18 protein-coding genes and 1 other RNA gene are annotated in these 22,368 nt (G+C 46.8%); 18 read left to right on the top strand and 1 reads right to left on the bottom strand.

Annotation, left to right across the window (positions count from 1 at the left end):
- The first annotated feature begins 96 nt into the window (after positions 1 to 96).
- Positions 97 to 2,121 (top strand): bifunctional diguanylate cyclase/phosphodiesterase, encoded by a 2,025-nt coding sequence (locus AR543_RS03335; protein WP_060531824.1) that lies wholly within the window; start codon positions 97 to 99, stop codon positions 2,119 to 2,121.
- A 47-nt stretch (positions 2,122 to 2,168) separates the two neighbouring features.
- Here the strand turns inward: AR543_RS03335 and AR543_RS03340 are convergent, their stop codons facing one another.
- Complete coding sequence (locus AR543_RS03340; protein ID WP_060531826.1) at positions 2,169 to 2,816, bottom strand: DNA-3-methyladenine glycosylase; 648 nt, start codon at positions 2,814 to 2,816, stop codon at positions 2,169 to 2,171.
- 213 nt (positions 2,817 to 3,029) lie between these two features.
- On the opposite strand from AR543_RS03340, the gene speE reads away from it, so the two are divergent.
- The 17 genes from speE to AR543_RS03425 all read left to right on the top strand — a co-directional run bounded on the left by speE (position 3,030) and on the right by AR543_RS03425 (position 21,882).
- Positions 3,030 to 3,860 carry a polyamine aminopropyltransferase gene (speE, locus tag AR543_RS03345; protein WP_046216635.1) on the top strand — a complete coding sequence of 277 codons (831 nt, stop codon included), beginning with the start codon at positions 3,030 to 3,032 and terminating at the stop codon, positions 3,858 to 3,860.
- Positions 3,861 to 4,146: 286 nt separating this feature from the next.
- Positions 4,147 to 4,590, top strand: a complete 444-nt coding sequence (locus AR543_RS03350) for a YwiB family protein (RefSeq protein WP_064505617.1) — start codon at positions 4,147 to 4,149, stop codon at positions 4,588 to 4,590.
- Between the two features lie 85 nt (positions 4,591 to 4,675).
- The gene (gene argS, locus AR543_RS03355; RefSeq protein WP_060531830.1) at positions 4,676 to 6,355 is read left to right on the top strand and encodes an arginine--tRNA ligase; all 1,680 of its coding nucleotides are present in this window, start codon (positions 4,676 to 4,678) and stop codon (positions 6,353 to 6,355) included.
- 216 nt (positions 6,356 to 6,571) lie between these two features.
- Entirely contained in the window at positions 6,572 to 7,144 is a 573-nt protein-coding gene (gene rpoE, locus AR543_RS03360; RefSeq protein ID WP_060531832.1) for a DNA-directed RNA polymerase subunit delta, read from the top strand.
- A 471-nt stretch (positions 7,145 to 7,615) separates the two neighbouring features.
- A complete protein-coding gene (locus tag AR543_RS03365; RefSeq protein ID WP_060531834.1) occupies positions 7,616 to 9,217 on the top strand; it encodes a CTP synthase in 1,602 nt (533 codons plus the stop codon).
- Positions 9,218 to 9,601: 384 nt separating this feature from the next.
- Positions 9,602 to 9,982: a response regulator gene (locus tag AR543_RS03370; RefSeq protein ID WP_060531835.1), complete on the top strand. Its 381-nt coding sequence runs from the start codon at positions 9,602 to 9,604 to the stop codon at positions 9,980 to 9,982.
- Positions 9,983 to 10,149: 167 nt separating this feature from the next.
- Positions 10,150 to 11,004: a class II fructose-1,6-bisphosphate aldolase gene (gene fba, locus AR543_RS03375; RefSeq protein WP_060531837.1), complete on the top strand. Its 855-nt coding sequence runs from the start codon at positions 10,150 to 10,152 to the stop codon at positions 11,002 to 11,004.
- 210 nt (positions 11,005 to 11,214) lie between these two features.
- The gene (locus AR543_RS03380; protein WP_060531839.1) at positions 11,215 to 12,489 is read left to right on the top strand and encodes a UDP-N-acetylglucosamine 1-carboxyvinyltransferase; all 1,275 of its coding nucleotides are present in this window, start codon (positions 11,215 to 11,217) and stop codon (positions 12,487 to 12,489) included.
- 206 nt (positions 12,490 to 12,695) lie between these two features.
- Complete coding sequence (gene rho / locus AR543_RS03385) at positions 12,696 to 14,057, top strand: transcription termination factor Rho (protein ID WP_060531842.1); 1,362 nt, start codon at positions 12,696 to 12,698, stop codon at positions 14,055 to 14,057.
- A 65-nt stretch (positions 14,058 to 14,122) separates the two neighbouring features.
- Positions 14,123 to 14,389, top strand: an RNA gene (ffs, locus tag AR543_RS03390) — signal recognition particle sRNA large type.
- Between the two features lie 209 nt (positions 14,390 to 14,598).
- Positions 14,599 to 16,332, top strand: coding sequence for a DNA polymerase III subunit gamma/tau (gene dnaX / locus AR543_RS03395; protein ID WP_060531844.1), 1,734 nt, complete (start codon positions 14,599 to 14,601; stop codon positions 16,330 to 16,332).
- A 41-nt stretch (positions 16,333 to 16,373) separates the two neighbouring features.
- Entirely contained in the window at positions 16,374 to 16,685 is a 312-nt protein-coding gene (locus tag AR543_RS03400) for a YbaB/EbfC family nucleoid-associated protein (RefSeq protein WP_060531846.1), read from the top strand.
- A gap of 51 nt (positions 16,686 to 16,736) precedes the next feature.
- Complete coding sequence (recR, locus tag AR543_RS03405) at positions 16,737 to 17,333, top strand: recombination mediator RecR (protein ID WP_060531848.1); 597 nt, start codon at positions 16,737 to 16,739, stop codon at positions 17,331 to 17,333.
- Positions 17,334 to 17,550: 217 nt separating this feature from the next.
- The gene (locus tag AR543_RS03410) at positions 17,551 to 18,669 is read left to right on the top strand and encodes a LacI family DNA-binding transcriptional regulator (protein WP_060531849.1); all 1,119 of its coding nucleotides are present in this window, start codon (positions 17,551 to 17,553) and stop codon (positions 18,667 to 18,669) included.
- Complete coding sequence (locus AR543_RS03415) at positions 18,666 to 19,541, top strand: carbohydrate ABC transporter permease (protein WP_227871825.1); 876 nt, start codon at positions 18,666 to 18,668, stop codon at positions 19,539 to 19,541. The genes AR543_RS03410 and AR543_RS03415 overlap by 4 nt, the downstream gene beginning before the upstream one ends.
- A 256-nt stretch (positions 19,542 to 19,797) precedes the next feature.
- Positions 19,798 to 20,538 (top strand): carbohydrate ABC transporter permease, encoded by a 741-nt coding sequence (locus AR543_RS03420; RefSeq protein WP_227871826.1) that lies wholly within the window; start codon positions 19,798 to 19,800, stop codon positions 20,536 to 20,538.
- Between the two features lie 51 nt (positions 20,539 to 20,589).
- Positions 20,590 to 21,882 (top strand): ABC transporter substrate-binding protein, encoded by a 1,293-nt coding sequence (locus AR543_RS03425; RefSeq protein ID WP_060531854.1) that lies wholly within the window; start codon positions 20,590 to 20,592, stop codon positions 21,880 to 21,882.
- Positions 21,883 to 22,368 lie beyond the last annotated feature (486 nt).

A 22,368-nucleotide genomic window follows, 5' to 3' on the forward strand; every position in this document is an offset into this window, starting at 1 on the left:
ATTATGAAGGTAACTCTGCTTTGTACCCAATGGCGGATCTATAGTCCGTCTTGCTTGTATGATAATTAATTAGAAGTAAAGGAGGGTAGATGAACAATGCAATATATACATGCACACTATAATCCTTATATCGTAACGCTATCTGTTCTTATCGCTATTCTGGCTTCCTATATAGCATTGAATATCGTCGGCAAGGTCGGCCAGTCCACTGGCAGGAACAAGGCACTATGGACAGGTCTGGGCGCCTTTGTTATGGGCAATGGGATCTGGTCTATGCATTTTATCGGTATGCTGGCTTTGGAGGCAGACATCAGCATGAGCTACGATCTGAAAATTGTCGCTCTGTCTGCTGTATTTAGCATTCTGGCTTCACTGATTGCTTTTTACGTGACACTGGATGCAGTGACCCGGCTCTGGAAAATAAGCCTGGGTGGTGCGCTTATGGGTGCGGGTATTGTGGCAATGCACTACACCGGCATGGCTGCTCTCCATACAGCGGTCATGATCACATATGATCCAGTCTACTGGCTATTGTCACTGGCTGCTGCTTTGATGGCTTCCTATGCAGCCCTACTTCTTTTTCGTCGTTTTCGTAATCATCCGGGCTTCAGTATCTGGAAATTCTACAGTGCTGTCGTTATGGGACTCGCAATCTCCGGGATGCATTACGTAGGCATGGCGGCGACCCAGTTTCATTACACCCGGCAGGAATTGCAGAGCGCGCCTCCGGCAGGCCAGATGCTGTTGATTTCTGCAGTAGCGATTGTGACGCTGTTTATTCTGGCGGCTTCGTGGGCGGCCGTATTTGTGGAGAAACATGTGCTGGAACGTATGGCATACAGTGATCCGCTGACCGGCCTGCCGAACCGTCATGGACTGCAGCGTTATTTTACCAAGGAATTTACAGCGCAGACCGAAGGAGCAGTTCTGTTTCTCGATCTGGATCGTTTCAAATCGATCAATGACACGCTGGGTCACGATGTAGGGGATGAACTACTAATAGAAGTATCCAAAAGACTACAGCTCTGTACCCAGAATCAGGGTATTGTTTTCCGGCTCGGCGGTGATGAATTCCTGATTGCATCCAGTTCAGGCTCTGTCGATACGACGATTCAATTGGCGGAATCCATACTGGATTCGATCAAGCAGCCTTACCATCTCGCTAACAACCAGCTGTTCATTACAGGCAGTATCGGTATCGCGCTTGTCCCGCAGCATGGATTTGAACGCACTTTTCTGATGCGGGCTGCGGATACCGCGATGTATGTATCCAAAAACACCGGCAAGAACAAGTACAGCATTTTTAGTGAAGATATGAATCAGCGTCAGATTCGCCGGATGGAGCTGGAGAAAGATCTGCGTAATGCCCAGGAGCAGGAAGAATTCTTTATTGTGTATCAGCCCAAATGGGATTCCCTGCATAATCGGCTGACAGGGATGGAAGCGCTGCTGCGCTGGAAGCATCCACAGCTGGGTATTGTATCTCCTGGAGAATTTATCCCTATTGCCGAAGAGACAGGCCTTATTATCCCCATGACAGACTGGATTCTGGAAAAGGTGTGCGAGCAGAACAAGATCTGGCAGCAGCAGGCAGATATTTATATACCGATCTCGGTTAATATGTCTGCGCGTATGTTTGAATGCTCTGCCTTTCCCGAACGTATTGCCCGGATTCTGGCCGATACCGGACTGGAGCCTCAATATCTGGAACTGGAGATCACGGAATCTATTGCGATGAACGGAATCGAAGGCACCGTTGAACAGCTGCAGCAGATTCAGCAGCAGGGCGTGGGCATTTCGCTGGACGACTTTGGTACAGGATATTCTTCGTTAGGCAGTCTGGATGAGATGCCGGTCGATATTATCAAAATCGATCAGGTATTTGTCCGTAATATTGATCATGCATCCAAACAGTCGATTATTAGCACCATTATCGCTATCGCCTATAATCTGAATATGGAGATGGTTGCAGAAGGCGTGGAGACGGTTGAACAGATTCAATTCCTCCAATCCAAAGGCTGTTTTATTATGCAGGGTTATTATTATGGCAAGCCGATGACCGTGGAACAAATGAATCAATGGCTGGAACAGTCAGCCGATCAGATACCGCTGGCGGAGTAAAGACTCCGTTCCAGCGGTTTTTTATTATAATAGTCACTATGCAGCAGCTACAGAATCGGCGGCCGCTCCAATAGATAAGGAAGTGGAGTCGTGTTTTTGGCAGAGATATAGGGATGGTTTTTAATATAGAAGCGCCATGGTTTGGCTGCATACTCCTGGGCATAGTCGATATTGATGCGCGGCCCGGATTCGATATCGTAAAAAATATCCTCTGGTGGATCTTCCAGCCGTAATGTTCCGCCACTTGCCAACAGATGCAATCCGTTACACGATTTGTCGATCGAAAGGGCCTGACAAAGTTTGCCGGGGCCATTGGAGATATTTTTGAGCTGGCGCGCTGCAGCCGGACGGTGTTTTAGCATGAGCTGCTCATCTTTTGGAGTCAGAGGCTCTACCGCGCGAATCAGTACAGCTTGCGGATCATTTTCGTCGCCGGTGACCACGTTGAGGCAGTGATACATGCCATAGATCAGGTAAATGTAGGCATAACCGCCCTGCCGGAACATCATCTCCGTACGTGCAGTGCGGCGGTTGCCGTAGGCATGACTGCCTTTGTCCTCGGCTCCGCCGTAGCTCTCCGTCTCGACAATCCGGCAGCGGATCTCGCCATCTTCGGTGATTCGGCTGATCATTTTACCGAGTAATCGCGGAGCGGCTTCGAGTGCTGTCAGTTGTACAATTTCGTGAATGTTCATTATAATCAGCTCCTTTGTGCCGAATGAATAGAATAACCAATCGAGAGTCTGTAATTTGCTCAAGAAATGGCGGTTTGTTCTGTGGAAAGTACTGCATCCCGAAGCTGCTCAAGTTCCTTTTGCAGTCCGGGATTATATCGCGTATAATGCGAAATGAATGATAAGGACTATCCCCTTGATTCAGCTGAATATACGCGAAAGAAGGTAATAAATATGGAATTATGGTATACCGAGAAACAAACGCCGGTTTTCGGCATTACAGCCAAAATCCGCGAGACTCTGGTAACAGAGAAAACTGATTTTCAAGATCTGGCAATGATCGATACCGAAGAGTTCGGACGCATGCTGGTGCTGGATGGCATGGTAATGACAACCGTCAAAGATGAGTTTGTTTATCATGAAATGGTCGCTCATCCTGCCCTGAACACGCACCCGAATCCGAAGCATGTACTCGTTGTCGGTGGCGGCGACGGCGGTGTTATCCGTGAAGTGCTGAAACACCCAGAAGTGGAAAAAGCAGTTCTTGTCGAGATCGATGGCAAAGTTATCGAGTACTCCAAAAAGTACCTGCCGGAAATCGCTGGCGAACTGGACAATCCGCGTGTAGAAGTAATGGTAGCAGATGGCTACATGCACATCATCGAGAACAAAAATACGTATGATGTGATCATGGTCGATTCCACAGAGCCTGTAGGACCAGCAGCACCACTGTTCGAAAAAGGATTCTATCAAGGCATCTACGAGACACTCAAAGAAGACGGTATCTTCGTCGCTCAGACGGATAACCCATGGTTCAAAGCCGATCTGATTCAGCAGGTCAACAAAGATGTCAAAGAAATCTTCCCGATCGTTCGTGTATACGGAGCCAACATTCCTACTTACCCGAGTGGACTGTGGACATTCACCATGGGAAGCAAAAAATACGATCCTCTGGAAGTGGACGAGACGTCTATTCCGGAAATGGAAAGCAACAAGTACTACACACCACGCCTGCACAAAGCAGCATTCGCACTGCCTAAGTTCGTCGAAGATCTGTGCAAGTAAGATAACAACAGACCTGTATATCCTGCGGTATCGCCGGGATATACAGGTTTTTTTGCGTAATTGTTCCGTATCTGTGCTGATCTGGTGCCGAGATATTCCTGTTGGTCATATAAAATGAACCCCAAATGCACAATCAGCAGAAACACGCTATTTTTTGTCGGAAAAAGCGGCTTTCGCTTCAATATAATGGTACAATAGAAGGGACTGTGCTTATTGAATTTATCGTGAAAATGTTCTATATTCAACAAGCCAAGATGGAGTCATACCAAAAATGGAGCTGGGTTTTATGACAGAATCGAACGAAGTACATCTGACGCTGCACAGTGACCAGAATGGGGAAAGCGTCACCACCCATTTTAACGGTCAGGCTTTCCAGAAAGGCAGCAGCATTTATATCCGCTATACCGAAACACCCGAATCCACACAGCAGGAAGTCCGTACAACAGTGAGGATCAGCAAGGATGAGATCAAAATTATGCGTCACGGCGGCGTAGAAGCGGAACAGTCCTTCCGGCAGGGAGAGCAGCTGACCGGATTTTACCGATCGCCTTTTACCCGTTTCGGCCTGATTACGCATACTTCATTGATTCATAACGAACTGAACGGATATATGGGTAAAATCACCTGGGAATATGATCTGTATGTACATGAACAGCTGAACGGTACATTCAAGGTCAGTCTGGATATACAGGCAGCTCAGTCCCCAACCAGTGATCGCCCCAAAGCATAGACCGATAGCAATCATCTCCGGCTGCATTGCCAGTATACGGAGAATTAACCCTACGAAGTGCAAGATACAGGAGGAACATTAGACAATGACAGTTAATCCACTGGAACAAAGCCGTAATTCCGTCAAAGAAGCCGTACATGCAGCTGTACTCGCAGCAGGTATTGTAGGTCCGGAAGATATGCCGGAAGTTACGCTCGAAGTACCCAAAGACAAAAACCACGGCGATCTGGCTACCAATATCGCGATGCAGCTTACCCGTATTGCCAAACAAAATCCACGCATGCTGGCAGAAAGCATTATTGCCAACCTGAATCTGCAGCAGGGTGGTATTGAGCATGCCGAGATTGCAGGTCCTGGCTTTATCAACTTTACCCTTAACAAAAATTATCTTTATCCGGTGATCCAGGCTGTTCATGAGCAGGGCGACAAGTACGGACGTACCAACAATGGACAGGGCCGCAAGGTCGAAGTCGAGTTCGTCAGTGCCAACCCAACAGGCAGCCTGCATCTGGGTCATGCCCGCGGCGCTGCATTCGGCGATTCCCTGTGCAACCTGCTTGATTTTGCCGGTTACCAGGTAACCCGTGAATACTATATCAATGATGCCGGTAATCAAGTATCCAATCTGAGCCTGTCGATTGAAGCCCGTTACCTGCAGGAGCTGGGACAGGATGCACCTATGCCGGAAGATGGCTACCATGGTGAAGATATCCGCGGTTTTGCGAGAGAACTGGTAGCTGAAAAAGGCGATAGCCTGCTGTCCATGTCTTCCAGCGAACGTACTTCCTTTTTCCGTGATTATGGTCTCAAAAAAGAAATGGAAAAAATCCAGCGCGATCTGGGAGATTTCCGCGTGAACTTTGATATCTGGTTCAGCGAGACTTCTCTGTACGAGAACGGTCAGGTACTCGACGCTCTGGGCGAACTGCGCGAGCGCGGTGAAGTGTACGAAGAAGAAGGCGCAACATGGCTGCGTACTACTGCCTATGGCGATGACAAGGACCGCGTACTGATCAAAAACGATGGTACGTACACGTACCTGACGCCGGATATCGCTTACCACAAAGACAAATACGGCCGCGGTTACGATCGTATGATCAATATCTGGGGAGCGGATCACCACGGCTACATCCCGCGTATGAAGGCAGCGATGCAGGCGCTTGGTAATGACCCGGACAAATTGACAGTTCTGATTGCACAGATGGTCAGCCTGTTCCAAAACGGTGAAAAGGTGAAAATGTCCAAGCGTACCGGTAAAGCGGTAACGATGGAAGACCTGATGGCTGAAGTAGGCGTAGATGCGGTTCGTTATTTCTTTGCGATGCGCAGCATTGATTCCCATTTGGACTTTGATATGGATCTGGCGGTGTCTACTTCCAACGAGAACCCGGTATTTTATGTGCAGTATGCGCATGCGCGGATTTGCAGTATTTTCCGTCAGGCTGAAGAGCAGGGAATTACACTGCCTGCACTGTCGGAGATCGACTACAGCCAACTGACGACCGAGCACGAATATGCACTGCTGCAAAAGCTGGGTGAACTGCCACAGGAGATTTCCATGGCGGCTGATAACTTTGCGCCGCATCGCCTGATCCGTTATGTATATGAACTGGCATCCATGCTGCACAGCTACTACAAAGCAGAGCGTACCCTGACTGAAGATCAGCCGAAAACGCTGGCTCGTCTGGCCCTGCTGGATAGCGTTCGTATCGTTATTGCCAATGTGCTGCGTCTGGTTGGCGTATCGGCACCGGACCGTATGTAAGCAGGCGGAATCCGCCGCTTTTACACGCTTTGTCTAACAATCGTGGAGTATACCTATTGTTTTTTGTAAAAAACTTGATTTTTACAGTTAAATAGGGTTTACTTAACTCAGCATTTTGTATAATGTATCGTAGAGCCTTTTCATTCCTATCCGTAACGTATCGGGATAGAATCAAATAAGCAGACTGAAATTGGATCCGAGAGGAAGTGTCCGTAAGTGAGCACACCGCAAGAATTGAAGATCAATCCGGAGAAAGTGCACGAGATCCCAATGGTGGATCTGGCCTTTGCGGTATTGAAAAAAATTAATACACCTTTGTATTACCGTGACCTGATGAAGGAAGTTGCCGAACTGCGCGGTTATACGGAAGAGCAAATTAACGAATATATCGCTCAGCTGTATACAGAGCTGAATATTGATGGCCGTTTTGCCTGTGTAGGTACCAACCTGTGGGGCCTGAAGCGCTGGTATCCACTGGAGCGCGCTGAAGATCCGGTAGCGAACGCCAAACGTCCACGTATTATCAACGACGATAATGATGATGATGATATCGAAGATGATGAGTTCAACAACGAAGATGTAGCTGATACCAACGATGAAGATGATGAAATCGAAGATGACAACTACGATGATGTAGATGACAACGACGATGATGATGAAGCGATCTTCTCCGAGGATGAAGAGGATAGCGAAGACCTGGTCATCGAAGATGAAGATGAGGATGAAGACTTCGACGAAGACGAGGAAACTACGGAATTCAAAGAGGAAGATACGGACGAAGACCGTTAATTTCCTGACCTGCCCTGTGAAGGGGCAGGTTTTTTTGTGAATAAATATGGATTTTGCAAATACAATGAACGGAAATAAGGTATATTCAGACCTGCCATAAAGGCTCGCTGCGCTCCCAAAAAGATGAAAGTAAATATTACGTTCATCTTTCTCGGGATATGTCTTGACACAGCATTGCAGAACAGAGTAAACTATTGCATGGGCTTATGAATCAAACTATAAATCAACATATATGCAGCGCATAATTTGCTGAAATAAATAAAGTGCCCCGTGGCTACGGGTGTCACTTTTTTTGTTTTTTTTGGGATATATCTCCCCCTGGGCGTCCTGATCGCGATGGAACATTACGATGGATCGATGAACTGGTAGAAGATTTAAAGTGGGCTCTGCTGGTTGTTAGATGAACTACGTAGGATTCATGGCGGCAAGATGCTGATTTGAATGTCTGGATAATAATTAGGAGGTTATATTGTGACAAAGTATATTTTTGTAACAGGTGGGGTTGTATCTTCACTGGGTAAAGGGATTACAGCCGCTTCACTGGGCAGACTGCTCAAAAACAGAGGTTTGAAAGTAACGATCCAAAAATTCGATCCTTATATTAACATAGACCCGGGAACAATGAGTCCTTATCAGCATGGCGAAGTATTTGTAACAGATGATGGCGCCGAGACCGATCTGGATTTGGGACACTATGAGCGTTTTATCGATATCAACCTGTCCAAAAACAGCAACGTAACGACAGGTAAAGTATACTCCTCCGTTATCAGCAAAGAGCGTCGTGGTGAATATCTGGGTGGTACAGTACAGGTTATCCCGCATATCACGAATGAAATCAAAGAACGCGTATTCCGCGCTGGCCGTGAAGCCAACTCTGATGTTGTTATTACCGAGATCGGTGGTACAGTCGGGGATATCGAGAGTCTTCCATTCCTCGAAGCCATTCGTCAGATCAAGAGTGATGTAGGCCGTGACAATGTGATGTACATTCACGTTACACTGATTCCTTATATCAAAGCAGCCGGCGAAGTCAAAACCAAGCCAACCCAGCACAGTGTCAAAGAACTGCGTAGTATCGGTATTCAGCCGAACGTAATTGTATGCCGTACCGAATATGAGCTGTCCGAAGACATGAAAGCCAAAATCGCGCTGTTCTGTGATATCGACGCTAATGCAGTAATCGAATGTCGTGATGCATCTTCACTGTATGAAGTTCCATTGAACCTGCGTGAAGAAGGTCTGGACGATATCGTTGTAAATCACCTGAAACTGGATGCACCAGCTCCGGATATGACGGAATGGGAAGAGCTGCTGAACCGTATTCAGCATCTGGAAAAAACAGTTGAAATCGCGATTGTCGGTAAATATGTAGCGCTGCACGATGCGTACCTGAGTGTTGTAGAATCCCTGTCCCACGCTGGATATCATGCCAATGCAGATGTAAAACTCCGCTGGGTAGATGCAGAAGAACTGACAGACGAGAATGTAGCTGAGAAGCTTGGCGGCATCGGCGGTATCCTCGTTCCTGGCGGCTTCGGCGATCGTGGTATTGAAGGTAAGATCAACGCAATCCGTTATGCTCGTGAACAACAGATTCCTTACTTCGGTATTTGCCTGGGTATGCAAGTATCCGTTATTGAATATGCACGCGCATTCGCAGGTCTCGAAGGTGCAAACAGCTCCGAAATCAATCCGGCTACACCGTACCCGGTTATCGATCTTCTGCCGGAACAAAAAGATATCGAAGATCTGGGCGGCACGATGCGTCTGGGACTGTATCCTTGTAAGCTGCAACCAGGTTCCCTGGCCATGGAATGCTATGGCGAAGAGCTGGTATATGAGCGTCATCGTCACCGGTACGAGTTCAATAACCAATACCGTGAGCAGATTGAAAAAGTCGGCATGAAAATCTCCGGTACTTCTCCGGACGGCCGATTGGTAGAGATCGTGGAAGTTCCTGATCATCCATGGTTCCTGGCTGTACAGTTCCATCCGGAATTCACTTCCCGTCCGAACCGTCCACAGCCACTGTTCCGTGAATTCGTCAAAGCTTCCCTTGCTCATCAATCATAAGAGCGCCGGGTTTAAGATTATACGTTTAATTTTTATTTTTGGCAACCACCTGTATCTTGAAGAAGATGCAGGTGGTTTTTTTGTATAATAAAACAGTATGAATAGATACCCGGGCAAATAGGTAATTGAAGCGTATCTTTTTGCATCCCTTATTGGTAGGGATTGGACAGCGGTGTACAAGGCAGATTTTGTCGCAGTATGCGCTGTCTTTTTCGCAATGATGCAGGATTTACGCGAAAAAAAGCGAAAGTGTATATTATGTTATTCAAAGTAAGGATTTACATTTCAACCCAAACAGGATATTGTAGCTCGTCATCGTTCTGAATAGTAGATCAATGCACCAACAGGAGAACCGATCAGCACAGACGAAGGGAAAGGTGACAGATGGAACAGAAAAAAATATTAATTGTCGATGATCAAAATGGAATTCGAATATTGCTTGTAGAATTATTCAGCAATGAGGGCTATCAGATGTTCCAGGCAGCCAATGGCAAGGCGGCGCTGGAAGTGGTAGAGCAGGAAGTTCCCGATCTGGTACTGCTGGATATGAAAATACCGGGTATGGATGGACTGGAGATTCTGCGCCATATCAAGTCCACACATCCGCAGATTCACGTCATTATGATGACTGCCTACGGCGAGCTGGATATTATCCAAAAAGCCAAAGACCTGGGCGCGATTGGTCACTTTACCAAGCCGTTTGATATTGATGATATGCGCAAGGCCGTTGACCAGTGTTTGCGCGGTACCGGCGTAGATCAATGACCCTGTATTAAGGCTGCAAATCATTTGATTTGAATGTGCGAAGGCGCATATCTCTTTTCAAATTGCTTGTTTAGTATTTGAAGTGGGTTATGTTATAATAGGCACGTATGCAGTAGCGGCTTACACAATTTTGGGACATACCCAACATTTTTGAGGAGGATGTCATTATGCCATTAGTATCTATGACAGATATGTTAAACAAAGCACTCGAAGGTAAATATGCAGTTGGTCAATACAACATCAACAACCTGGAGTGGACACAAGCGATTCTGGGTGCAGCGGAAGAAGAAAAATCACCAGTAATCCTCGGTGTATCCGAAGGTGCAGCACGTCACATGGGCGGATTCACTACTGTTGTCAAAATGGTAGAAGGTCTGCTTCACGATATGAAAATCACGGTTCCTGTAGCCATTCACCTGGACCATGGTTCCAGCTTTGACAAATGTAAAGAAGCGATCGACGCTGGCTTTACTTCCGTTATGATCGACGGTTCTCACCACCCTATCGAAGAGAACATCGAAATGACGAAAAAAGTAGTTGAGTATGCACACGCTAAAGGCGTTTCCGTAGAAGCTGAAGTTGGTACTGTAGGCGGACAGGAAGACGACGTAATCGGCGGTATCATGTACGCTGACCTGGAAGAGTGCACACGCCTCGTTAAAGAAACAGGTATCGATACACTGGCACCTGCACTGGGTTCCGTACACGGTCCTTACCATGGCGAGCCTAACCTGGGCTTCAAAGAAATGGAAGAAATTCGTGACGCGGTTAAACTGCCACTCGTACTGCACGGTGGTACTGGTATCCCTAAACACGATATCGACAAAGCGATCTCCCTGGGTACTTCCAAAATCAACGTAAACACCGAAAACCAGATCGAATTCGCAAAAGCGGTTCGCAAAGTACTGGCTGACAAACCGGAAGCTTACGATCCACGTACTTTCATCGTTCCAGGTCGCGATGCGATCAAACAAACCGTTATCGGTAAAATCCGTGAGTTCGGTACAAGCAACAAAGCGTAATTGGCTTTTTGCATGGGCGTAGTGTATATTACAGTATGCAGAAGTTAAAACAGAAATAAACCGGAACTTTTCCAGCCGGAAAAGGTCTAATTAAATAGGTTGTTATGGAGAGCACACCGCTGAGCCGGTGTCTTTCCATTTTAACCGCCAAAAATCAACAGCACGTGTCGTTTTATCGGCTGCAAAACACGTAGGGGGACATTAAGCTTTATGGAAAAATTGATGATCAGTGGCGGACGTCCGCTGCAGGGAACTATCACCATCAGTGGTGCAAAAAACAGTGCCATTGCGCTTATTCCTGCGGCATTGCTCGCCGAGTCAGAAGTCGTGCTGGATAACTTGCCCCTTCTGAGCGATGTGGCAGTTTATGCGGAAATTCTCGAGAATCTGGGTGCAAGCGTAAGCTGGCATGAACTGGATAACCAGATGCGTATTGATCCAAGCAGTGTCAGATCTATTCCAATGCCCAACGGACCTGTCAAAAAGCTGCGGGCATCCTATTATATGATGGGTGCGTTACTTGGACGTTTTGGAGAAGCAACGATCGGCTTGCCGGGCGGCTGCAACTTTGAACCAAGACCTATCGATCAGCATATCAAAGGCTTTGAAGCACTCGGTGCAACAGTTACCAATGAACATGGTTCGATTCATTTATATGCCAAAGAGCTCCGTGGAGCCAAAATCTATCTGGACGTAGCCAGTGTGGGTGCGACCATCAATATTATGCTGGCGGCAGCAAGAGCCAAAGGCCATACCATTATCGAAAACGCGGCGAAAGAGCCTGAGATTATAGATGTAGCAACATTATTGAATGCCATGGGCGCAAGTATCAAAGGCGCTGGTACCGAAACGATCCGTATTGAGGGCGTTTCCGAAATGCATGGCTGTCGACATTCCATTATTCCTGACCGTATTCAGGCAGGTACGTATATGATCGCTGCAGCGGCAACGCGCGGTGATGTTCTGATTGACAATGTAATTCCCAAGCATCTGGAGGCGGTAACCGCCAAGCTGCTGGAAATGGGCGTGCATGTGGATGAACTGGATGAAGGTATCCGTGTTCTCGGCAAGGCTTCCTACAACCATGTAGATGTCAAAGCACTGACCTATCCGGGCTTTGCTACCGATCTGCAATCTCCGATGACCAGTCTGCTCACACAAGCACAGGGAGTCAGTGTGCTGAGTGACTTTGTCTACAGCAGCCGATTCAAGCATGTGCCGGAGCTGGCGCGCATGGGAGCCAAGATCAAGGTAGAAGGCCGCTCGGCTATTATCGAAGGCGGCGAATTAAATGCAGCCAAAGTCAAAGCAATGGATTTGCGCGCAGGTGCGGCGCTGGTTATTGCAGGTTTGACTGTAGGTGAAGGTGTAACCGAAGTATCCGGTGTAGAGTTTATTGATCGTGGTTATGACCATCTGGTAGATAATCTGCGCAATCTGGGTGCCAATGTATGGAGAGAGACGCTGGAAACACCGACTCTCTAATTTGTTTGTCCCTCTTACAGGGAGGAGAATTCACTTGTATTTCCCAAAATACATACCTCTTGAATATCTCCTCCCAAAATGGGTAATGCTATCCTATGAATGAATTTGGAAGTATCCACTCCGTATAATTCAATCTTCTGATTATTCCCAACATTATTCTATCGATTGTCTAACATTCTCTATAAAATTGAATAGGTGGTTATTGTATGGATTTACAAATTTCCGATTTGGAAGAAATGAAGCTGACCGACTTGTACAAACTGGCCAAGCAGTACCAGATTCCGTATTATGGGCAGCTCAAAAAAAAGGAATTGATCTTTGCAATTCTACGTGCGCAGGCTGAACGCAGTGGACTTATGTTCATGCAGGGCGTACTTGAAATACTGCCTGAAGGATACGGATTCCTGCGGCCGATCAATTATTTGCCAAGTGCAGAGGATATTTATATTTCGGCTTCACAGATTCGCAAATTCGATCTGCGTACCGGAGACCTGGTATCCGGTAAATGCCGGGCACCCAAAGAAAACGAACGTTATTTCGGACTTCTTCAGGTTAATGCCGTAAACGGTATCAGTCCGGAACAAGCAGCAGAACGCCTTCATTTCCCTGCGCTGACTCCTCTCTACCCGCAAAAGAAGCTGGTTCTTGAGACAGCTCCCAACAAACTCTCTACACGGATCATGGATGTACTGGCTCCAGTCGGACTGGGACAGCGTGGTCTGATCGTAGCACCTCCCAAAGCCGGTAAAACACTCCTGCTCAAAGAAATCGCGAACAGCATCTCAACGAACAATCCGGAGATTGAGCTTTTTGTGCTGCTTATTGACGAGCGTCCGGAGGAAGTGACAGATATGCAGCGTTCGGTCAAAGGTGAAGTTATTGCTTCTACATTTGACGAATTGCCCGAGAATCATATCAAAGTAGCCGAGCTGGTGCTGGAGCGTGCACTGCGTCTTGTCGAACACAAAAAAGATGTCGTTATTCTGATGGACAGTATCACTCGTCTGGCACGTGCCTACAATCTGGTGATTCCGCCATCCGGTCGTACACTGAGCGGTGGTATTGATCCGGCAGCTTTCCATCGTCCAAAGCGCTTTTTCGGTTCTGCCCGTAATGTAGAGGAAGGCGGTAGTCTGACCATCTTGGCGACAGCGCTGATCGACACCGGCTCCCGTATGGATGATATCATTTACGAAGAATTCAAAGGTACTGGTAATATGGAGCTGCATCTGGACCGTAAACTGTCCGAGCGCCGTATTTTCCCGGCGATCGATATCCGCCGTTCGGGTACACGCCGCGAAGAAGATCTGCTTGCCAAGGAAGAGCTGGATACCATCTGGCATATCCGCAAAAATATGAACGATAGCCAGGACTTTGTGGAAGGCTTCCTCAAAAAGCTGCGCAACTCTAAGACCAATCAGGAGTTCCTTGCTACATTTGATACCCGGGAAGATAGCAAAAACGGCAGTTCCGGTGCCAAGAAATCTTCGCCTTCGTCCAGTACCGGTTCCGGGAACACGGGTAGACGTACGACCCGTTCCACTACGGCTTCCGCGACAACCAACTGACCCGGCAAAACATATCCAAGTGGATAGTTGCATTGTCTACGTGTGTCAGGTATAATTACTTAATGCCGTGCTAGATGGGGAGGTAGCGGTGCCCTATAACTCGCAATCCGCTATAGCGAGATTGAATTCCTGTCCTAGGTATTGTCGATGTAAGGCAGGTATCTGAGCGCAGTGTTGACGGATGGGTCCTTCGCAAGGAACACCTGTGAACCTGGTCAGGTCCGGAAGGAAGCAGCCATAAGCAGTTTCGTTCTTGTGCCGAGGGAGTGCCTATCCTGAGCTGTCGCTCAGAAGAACCGCTTGGATCGCAATTATCGAAGACAGGTGCACGGTATATAACTAAGCTATTCATAACACCTTTTGCGTACTGCAACAGGTGTTTTTTGTTTGTGAAATTAGGGTCTGCAGGTTTTTCTTGATGCTGATTTATAGTATAATTAAAGGTAAGTTCTTTTGTTTTATTGTAGTTATTTTTATGCCAGATCACCTTTGAGAACAGTTTAAATCAAAGGTAGCCATATACAAGAAAGAGGGTAAGCAAGTGGAACATATCGCACTTTATCGTGCTTGGCGGCCGCAGTCGTTTCAGGACATGGTAGGACAGCAGCATATCATTCAGACACTGCAGAATGCCATTCGGGAAGAGCGTATTTCACATGCCTATCTGTTTAATGGTCCCAGAGGTACAGGCAAAACATCTGCCGCCAAAATACTGGCCAAAGCGATCAACTGTGAAAAAGGTCCGGCGATCGAGCCTTGTAATGAATGTGAGACCTGTAAACGGATCACTTCCGGCAATATTATGGATGTACTGGAGATTGACGCCGCCTCCAACCGGGGTGTCGAAGAAATCCGGGATCTCAGAGAAAAGGTAAAATATGCGCCCACCGAAGTCCGGCGCAAAGTATATATTATAGATGAAGTCCACATGCTGACGACGGAAGCGTTCAATGCGCTGCTCAAGACACTGGAAGAACCGCCGGGCCATGTGGTATTTATACTGGCTACAACAGAGCCTCATCGTCTGCCGGCGACGATTATTTCACGTTGTCAGCGGTTTGACTTCCGCCGGGTATCGCTGCAGGAGCAGACAGAGCGTCTGCAGCTAATCTCCGAGCAGGAAGGTCTGGAGTCGGAACGGGATGCTTTGGAGTACATCGCTCGTTTGTCCGACGGCGGGATGCGGGATGCGCTGAGTATACTGGATCAGGTATCTTCATTTACCGAAGGCAAGATCACGTATTCGCAGGTACTGCAGATGACAGGCGGTATTGCCTCCGAGCAGTTTGCCGAACTGGCTTCGGCATTACTCCAGAATGATGTAGGCAAGGTACTGCATATGGTAGAATCATTTATGCAGGAAGGTAAGAGTGCAGAGAAGTGCATGGAGAATCTGCTATACTATTTCCGTGATGTGCTGATGATCAAGATGATCCCGCAGGCGGGTGATCTGACTGAGCGTATGCTGAACCCGGATAATTTCCGCGAGACAGCGGCCGCTTTTACCAAAGAGCAGCTGTTTGCTATGATCGATACGCTGAATCATTATCAAACCGAGATGAAGTATGCGACCCAGCCGCAAATGCTGTTTGAAGTAGCGCTGCTCAAGCTAAGTAGTATACCGGGTAGCGGTGCTTCCGAGAATGCATCCGGGGCAGCTTCCAGTAGTGGCAGCTCGGCTGATGCGAGTGAGGTAAGACAGCTCAAGCAGCAGCTGGCAGCACTGGAGCAAAAGCTGGATAAAGCGCTCAAATCCGGTATTGCTGCTGGAGGAGAAGCTGCAGCTTCCGGGAATACGGGCAGACGGGCACCTGCTCCGAGAATATCGTCTGCCGCCAAGATTCCATCACAAATGACCCATTATGTGTCCAACCGCAATCATGAGGACTTTGCCAAAATCTCTGGTTCCTGGAGCAAAGTGCTGCAGCGTGTCAAAGAGGTCAAAGTCACTATCCATGCCTGGTTTGTAAACTGTGACCCTGTATCTTTTCATGAAGATGCGATTCTGGTCGCCTTCAAGCATGATATGCACCGGGAGACGATCGAGAAGTCTGCCAACAAGCAGGTGATCGAATCGGTATTGAATGAAATACTGGGCGGTACCTATCGCCTCGTAACGATGATGCAAAAAGACTGGATGGACGCGATCGAAGGAACAAGCGATCAACCGGGTGAAGAGCTCAAACTGGAGCACGAGGAATCCGCCAACAGCGATGCACTGGTGGATGAAGCCATTCAGCTGTTTGGCGAGGAATTGGTTGTAATCAAGGAATAATGATAAATACACTTATACTTTATTAGAGGAGATGATTGGAAATGGGTAACATGAATCAGATGATGAAGCAAGTGAAGAAAATGCAGGAGCAAATGCTGAAAGCACAGGAAGAACTGGGTTCCAAAACAGTATCTGGTTCTGCTGGTGGCGGCGTAGTCTCTGTTGAGGTTAACGGACACAAAAAAATTATCTCTATCAACATCAAACCGGAAGCTGTAGATCCGGATGACGTGGAAATGCTGCAGGATCTGGTACTCACAGCTGTTAACGATGCAATGAGCAAAGCAGAAGAACTGGCGAACCAGGATATGGGTAAATTCACAGGCGGAATGAAGATTCCTGGCCTGTTCTAAAATAACAGATCGGCATTAGCCAAATGACCGGTCTCAAAGGAGATCGCTGTATTGTATTATCCCGAACCGATTGCTAAATTGATAGATGCTTTTACGCACTTGCCGGGAGTAGGGCCGAAGACAGCCGGTCGGCTTGCCTTTCACGTTCTTCGTATGAAAGAAGACGACGTGATTGACTTTGCCAAAGCACTGGTCAATGTGAAGCGGAATCTTCACTACTGTTCCGTATGCGGTAATATTACTGACGCGGATCCATGCCAGATCTGTCAGGACAAAACGAGAGATGCTTCTGTCATTTGTGTGGTACAGGAGCCCAAGGATCTGGTCGCGATGGAGCGTACCCGTGAATTCGATGGCTATTATCATGTACTGCATGGAGCCATCTCGCCGATCGAAGGTATAGGTCCCGACGAAATCAAGCTCAAAGAACTGCTGAATCGTCTGAGTGATGAGCGGGTGCAGGAGCTGATTCTGGCCACCAACCCCAACATTGAGGGCGAAGCAACAGCCATGTATATCTCGCGTCTGGTGAAGCCATTTAATCTAAAGGTAACCCGGATTGCTCACGGACTGCCGGTTGGCGGAGATCTGGAATATGCAGATGAAGTCACCCTGTCCAAAGCGCTGGAAGGGCGCAGAGAACTATAATCCTTTTTCTAATAATCACAAAGTCTTTAATACAAGGCGTCAGGTCCCATTTTATGGTGAACTGACGCTTTTTTTGTTATATTGTCGCATTTTAGGGTATATGTTATTAGCTGCACAACTGGGAACGTTCCCACTAAAAGAAACAGCTATCTAACAGACGAATACATACGTTGGGATCAACACACATTTAATACATAGAGACAGAGAGGGAAAACCTATGGGACCTACTATTCATGACGTTGCACGACTGGCTAATACATCCAAGAGTACTGTTTCTCGTTATCTTAACGGCCAATCCGTCCGGCGGCACACCCAGGAAGCACTGGAGAAAGCGATCAAGGAGCTCAATTACCATCGTAATATGAACGCACGCCGGTTGGTAATGAACAAGACATTTAATATCGGTGTCATCGTCGACAATATATCCAACACGTTTTACTCCGGTATCATACGCGGCATTGAGCAGATCACCCACGATCACGGATATAACAGTGTATTCTACAGTTGGGATTCTAATTACCCGAGAGGAAAAGCCGCAGAGCGCAGACAAGAGAGCTCATTTTTGAAATTGTTGTATGAAGGCGAGGTAGACGGCATCATTTTGCTTAGTTTCAAAAAGCGTGCCAAAGAGGAGCTGGAACAGATCAGTCAGACTCCGTATCCGGTAGTGCTTATAGGCGATCACGGAGAAATGGACAATATTTTGGCTATCGATGTAGATAATGGGGCGGGAACAGCAAAATCGGTACGTTATTTGTATGAGCTCGGTCATCGCCGAATAGCCTACATCTCTGGCCCTGAATATGCTACAGCCAGTGATTATCGTTTTAGGGGCTATCGTGAAGCGCTCAAGCAGCATCAGCTGGAATATGATCAAGCGCTTGTAACGTCTTCGGATTGGAGTAAAGAGGGAGGTTACGAGACTATGAAGAAACTGCTGCAACAAGCTGATTTTACAGCTGTAATCGGTTCTAATGACGAGACCGCTATTGGAGCGCTTCGTGCGATCCATGAATATGGATTGTCTGTACCGGAGCAGATGTCCATCATTGGTTATGATGATATTCCTATCTCCGAATGGGTAAGGCCTGCGCTTACAACTATCCGGCAGCCGTTTGAACAAATCGGATGCCAGGCAGCTGCCAGCTTGTTCGAACAGCTGGAGAAAGGAGGAGGATCGCCGATACAGTCAGACAAGCAAGGGCAGCAAGCAAACGGCGCAGATACAGCCATACTATCCGTATCTGGCCGGGTGCATCTGCTCGAACCTTCGCTGGTCATCCGTGATTCCTGTTCTAAAGTGAATACAGACGTTGCCAAAGGGGGAGAATCGTGAATTCCAAGCTCAATAAATATTATTTTGGGTACATCTTCGTTGCTCCGTTTTTTATCTCGTTCGCTGTATTTGGATTGGTGCCTATTCTGTATACGCTCTATCTGAGCTTTACCAATTGGGATGCATTTAATGATCCGGCATACACAGGCTTTGGCAATTATACCCGCCTGCTGCATGATATAGCTTTTTATCAATCGATTGGCAATACGCTGATCATCTGGATCTTCTCGATTGTTCCTCAACTGATTATTGCAATTACGCTTGCCATTATCCTCAATGAGAAATTTATCCGGGGCAAGCATTTTTTTCGTGCCATATACTATTTTCCGAATATTATCACGCCTGTTACGCTCGGGGTATTGTTCAGCCTGATTTTTGATTGGCAGACAGGGAGTATAAATAAGCTGCTGACCACGATTGGTCTGGTGGAAGATCCGATTAACTGGTTTAACAATCCATGGTGGTCCCGCTTGATTGTAGCTGCTGTTATCTGCTGGCAGAATTTTGGGTTTAATATGATCGTTTTTATCGCAGGCCTGCAGAGTATTCCTGATGAAGTATACGAGGCTTCACAGGTGGACGGTGCCAACGGCTGGCAGAAAACATGGTATGTAACGATTCCGCTGCTGCGCCCGGTATTTATTTTCACACTGATTACGTCGGTGATTGGAGGACTGCAGTTATTCGATTCGCCGTATATGATTGGCAATGGTCCTAATAATACGACTCGTACCATGATTATGTATTTGTATGAGACGGCTTTCAAGAATTTCAATTTTGGTTATGGGGCAGCTATTGCTTATGGTGTGTTTGTGATTGTAATGTGCTTTACTGCCGTCACCGTCTGGCTTACACGCAGACGAGAGCAGTAAAAGCAGGTCTGGCTGTATAACAGTATGACAGCCTGTCTGATCGGAGTGGACGAGGAAGGAAGAATTGTGGTCGCATATCTATAAGCGGACTTACTATGAATAATAACCAGGGAGGTTAAAAATGGAGTGGAGCAGTAAGACAGTACCCGAACGACCTGATGCGAACAATGGAAAAACAGGAAGAATACTATCCAGGTTGTTCATCTACCTTTTACTGATAGGAAGCGCCGTAATTTGTCTGATCCCTTTTTACAGCATGTTTATTACAGCGACACATACCAACTCCAGTATCGCTCGTCAGCTGCTGCTGATTCCCGGGGATCAATTGCTGGATAATTATCATCGATTGATTGAGACCGTACCGATCTGGCGTGGCTTTGCCAATACTACATTAATCAGTGTGATTTCCACTCTGTTAACGGTATATTTCTCTGCGCTGGCAGGCTATGGATTTTCTAAATATCGTTTTAGTCTTAGCAGTATGCTATTTGCTATTGTACTGGGTACGATGATGATCCCGGGTCAGCTGGGCATTATCGGATTTTACCGTCTGATGGACTCCTTTGGATGGCTGAATACGTATTGGCCGCTGATTTTGCCATCGGTCCATAATGCATTTGGTGTTTTTCTGATGAAGCAGTTTGCCGATAGCTCTATACCTTCCGAGATTATCGAATCCGGCCGAATCGATGGCAGTGGGGAGTTGTATATTTTCCACCGACTGGTACTGCCGCTTATGATGCCCGGAATAGCTACACTCGCAATTTTTACTTTCATTGGCAAATGGAATGATTTCCTCAACCCGTTAATTATCCTTTTTGATAATGAACTTCAGACGTTGCCTGTTATGATCGCTGGTGTCAAATCGCAATTCACAGCTGATTTTGGTGCACAATATGTAGGCATTGTGATCTCGATTATTCCTATACTCATTGTATTCTCGATCATGTCGAAGCGCATTATCAGCAGTGTAGCAGCAGGCGCAGTCAAAGGTTAGCTCGATATACGTCTATACCCGTACCTATTCGATTTCAAAGGAGAATCCCATGTGAAAACAACAACTGTCTGGAGAACAAGTATCGCTATCTTGCTGATTGCCGCAATGCTGGTAGGCTGCGGAGGCAAAGATAAGCAATCAACAGCAAGTCAACCTGCCCGTAATGCCAGTGGAGAGCTGGAAGGCAATTTGGTCGTATGGACGTTTTTTGATCAGGTAGAGGATATGGCTGCCCAATTTATGAAGGAAAATCCCAAGGTGAAAGTCGAAGTCAAAACATTTCCGGGGGACGATTATCAGACCAAGCTGCTAACCGCTCTTCAATCCGGACAGAATGTACCGGATGTATTTGATCTGGAACGTTCCTATATTGGCAAGTTTATCGATTCCAAGTATCTGTCGGATTTGTCGGCTATGGGGGCGGAAGATCTGGTAGCTAATTACGTGCCTTACGTACAGGCACTGGGGAGAGCATCCGATAATACTATTCGCGCTGTATCTGACCACTCTTCTCCCGGAGGATTCTGGTATATTCGTGAGAATGCTCAAAAGTACTTGGGTACCGATGATCCAGACCAAATCAGCGATATGGTGAATAGCTGGGATAAAATCATTGCTCTGGGGCAGAAAGTGGAACAGCAAAGCCAGGGGCAGGTGCATCTGATCTCCAATTCAGGTGACCTGTTTGATATCGAAGCATACAATACAGAACCCTGGGTCAAAGATGGCAAGTTAAATATCGACCCCAAGTGGGAACAGTACTATACGATCCAGCAGCAGATTAATGATAACAATGTGGATGCCAAGCTCTCCTTTATGTCAGCGGGCTGGGGAAATGCCCTTAATGATGGCAGTGTAGTTCTGACGACAATGCCGGCCTGGGCCTCATTTATGATTGATAATGACAACGGAGCAGCCAAAGGAAAATACGGAGTCGCGCGTACACCAGAAGGCTACTATAACGGAGGAACCTACCGTGGTATTTATCGGGAATCACCCAATCAGGAACTTGCTTACGAGTTTATCAAATATATCGCCGGTGAGAAGTGGCAGCAGCATAACCTAGAGGCAACCGGCAATATGCCGGGAAACGCCAAAGTATATGAGAAGAATCTAAATACATTCACCTCCGAGATCACCGGCGACCAAAAAGTAATGAAAGTGTACTACGATGTAGTCAAAGACCTGCCTGCGCTCCAACCCGACAAGTACAGTGAAGAAATTCTCAGTACATGGCGCAAAGTCGCAAAAGAAGGCATTACCAATCATACCGACTATGCTGCAGTCTTAGCCAATTTTACCAAACAGGTACAAAACGCGTTTCCGGAGATTCAGGCTCCATAATTATAGAGAAAAAGAATATACCGCCATGTATCATGCGTATACGATCTTCAAACTTGGAGGAGCTTGCTTTACAAAAGGAAAAGCGAGATCGCATTTCTCTAGTCCTGCTATATGGAGAACCTGCTGCGTCCGTAATAGATCATTTCAAAAACAGAGAACGGGTATCTATTCGTTCTCTGTTTGTTTTTGTATATAGCGACGATAACTAAGTACTTGTACTATGATGATCACTAAGCATTTATACTATCAGATGAAGCACAACAAGTGATTAAAACGTCATGCGTCAGATAAAGAGACTCACTCATCATCTGACGAAAGCTCAATTTAATACGGGATCTGACAAATTGTTTGATTAAACTTCAAAGGAGAATAATCAATAAAGCAGTAATAAAATATAATATAGAAGTTGCAAAAAAATTAACTGCTTATTATAAAAGAAACTCTTATCATTTCTATGCTTATTGCAAGTTCAATCAGCTATTGTCG

Origin of the sequence: Paenibacillus bovis, from assembly GCF_001421015.2 — a bacterium.
In the GTDB taxonomy this organism is placed as follows: domain Bacteria; phylum Bacillota; class Bacilli; order Paenibacillales; family Paenibacillaceae; genus Saccharibacillus; species Saccharibacillus bovis.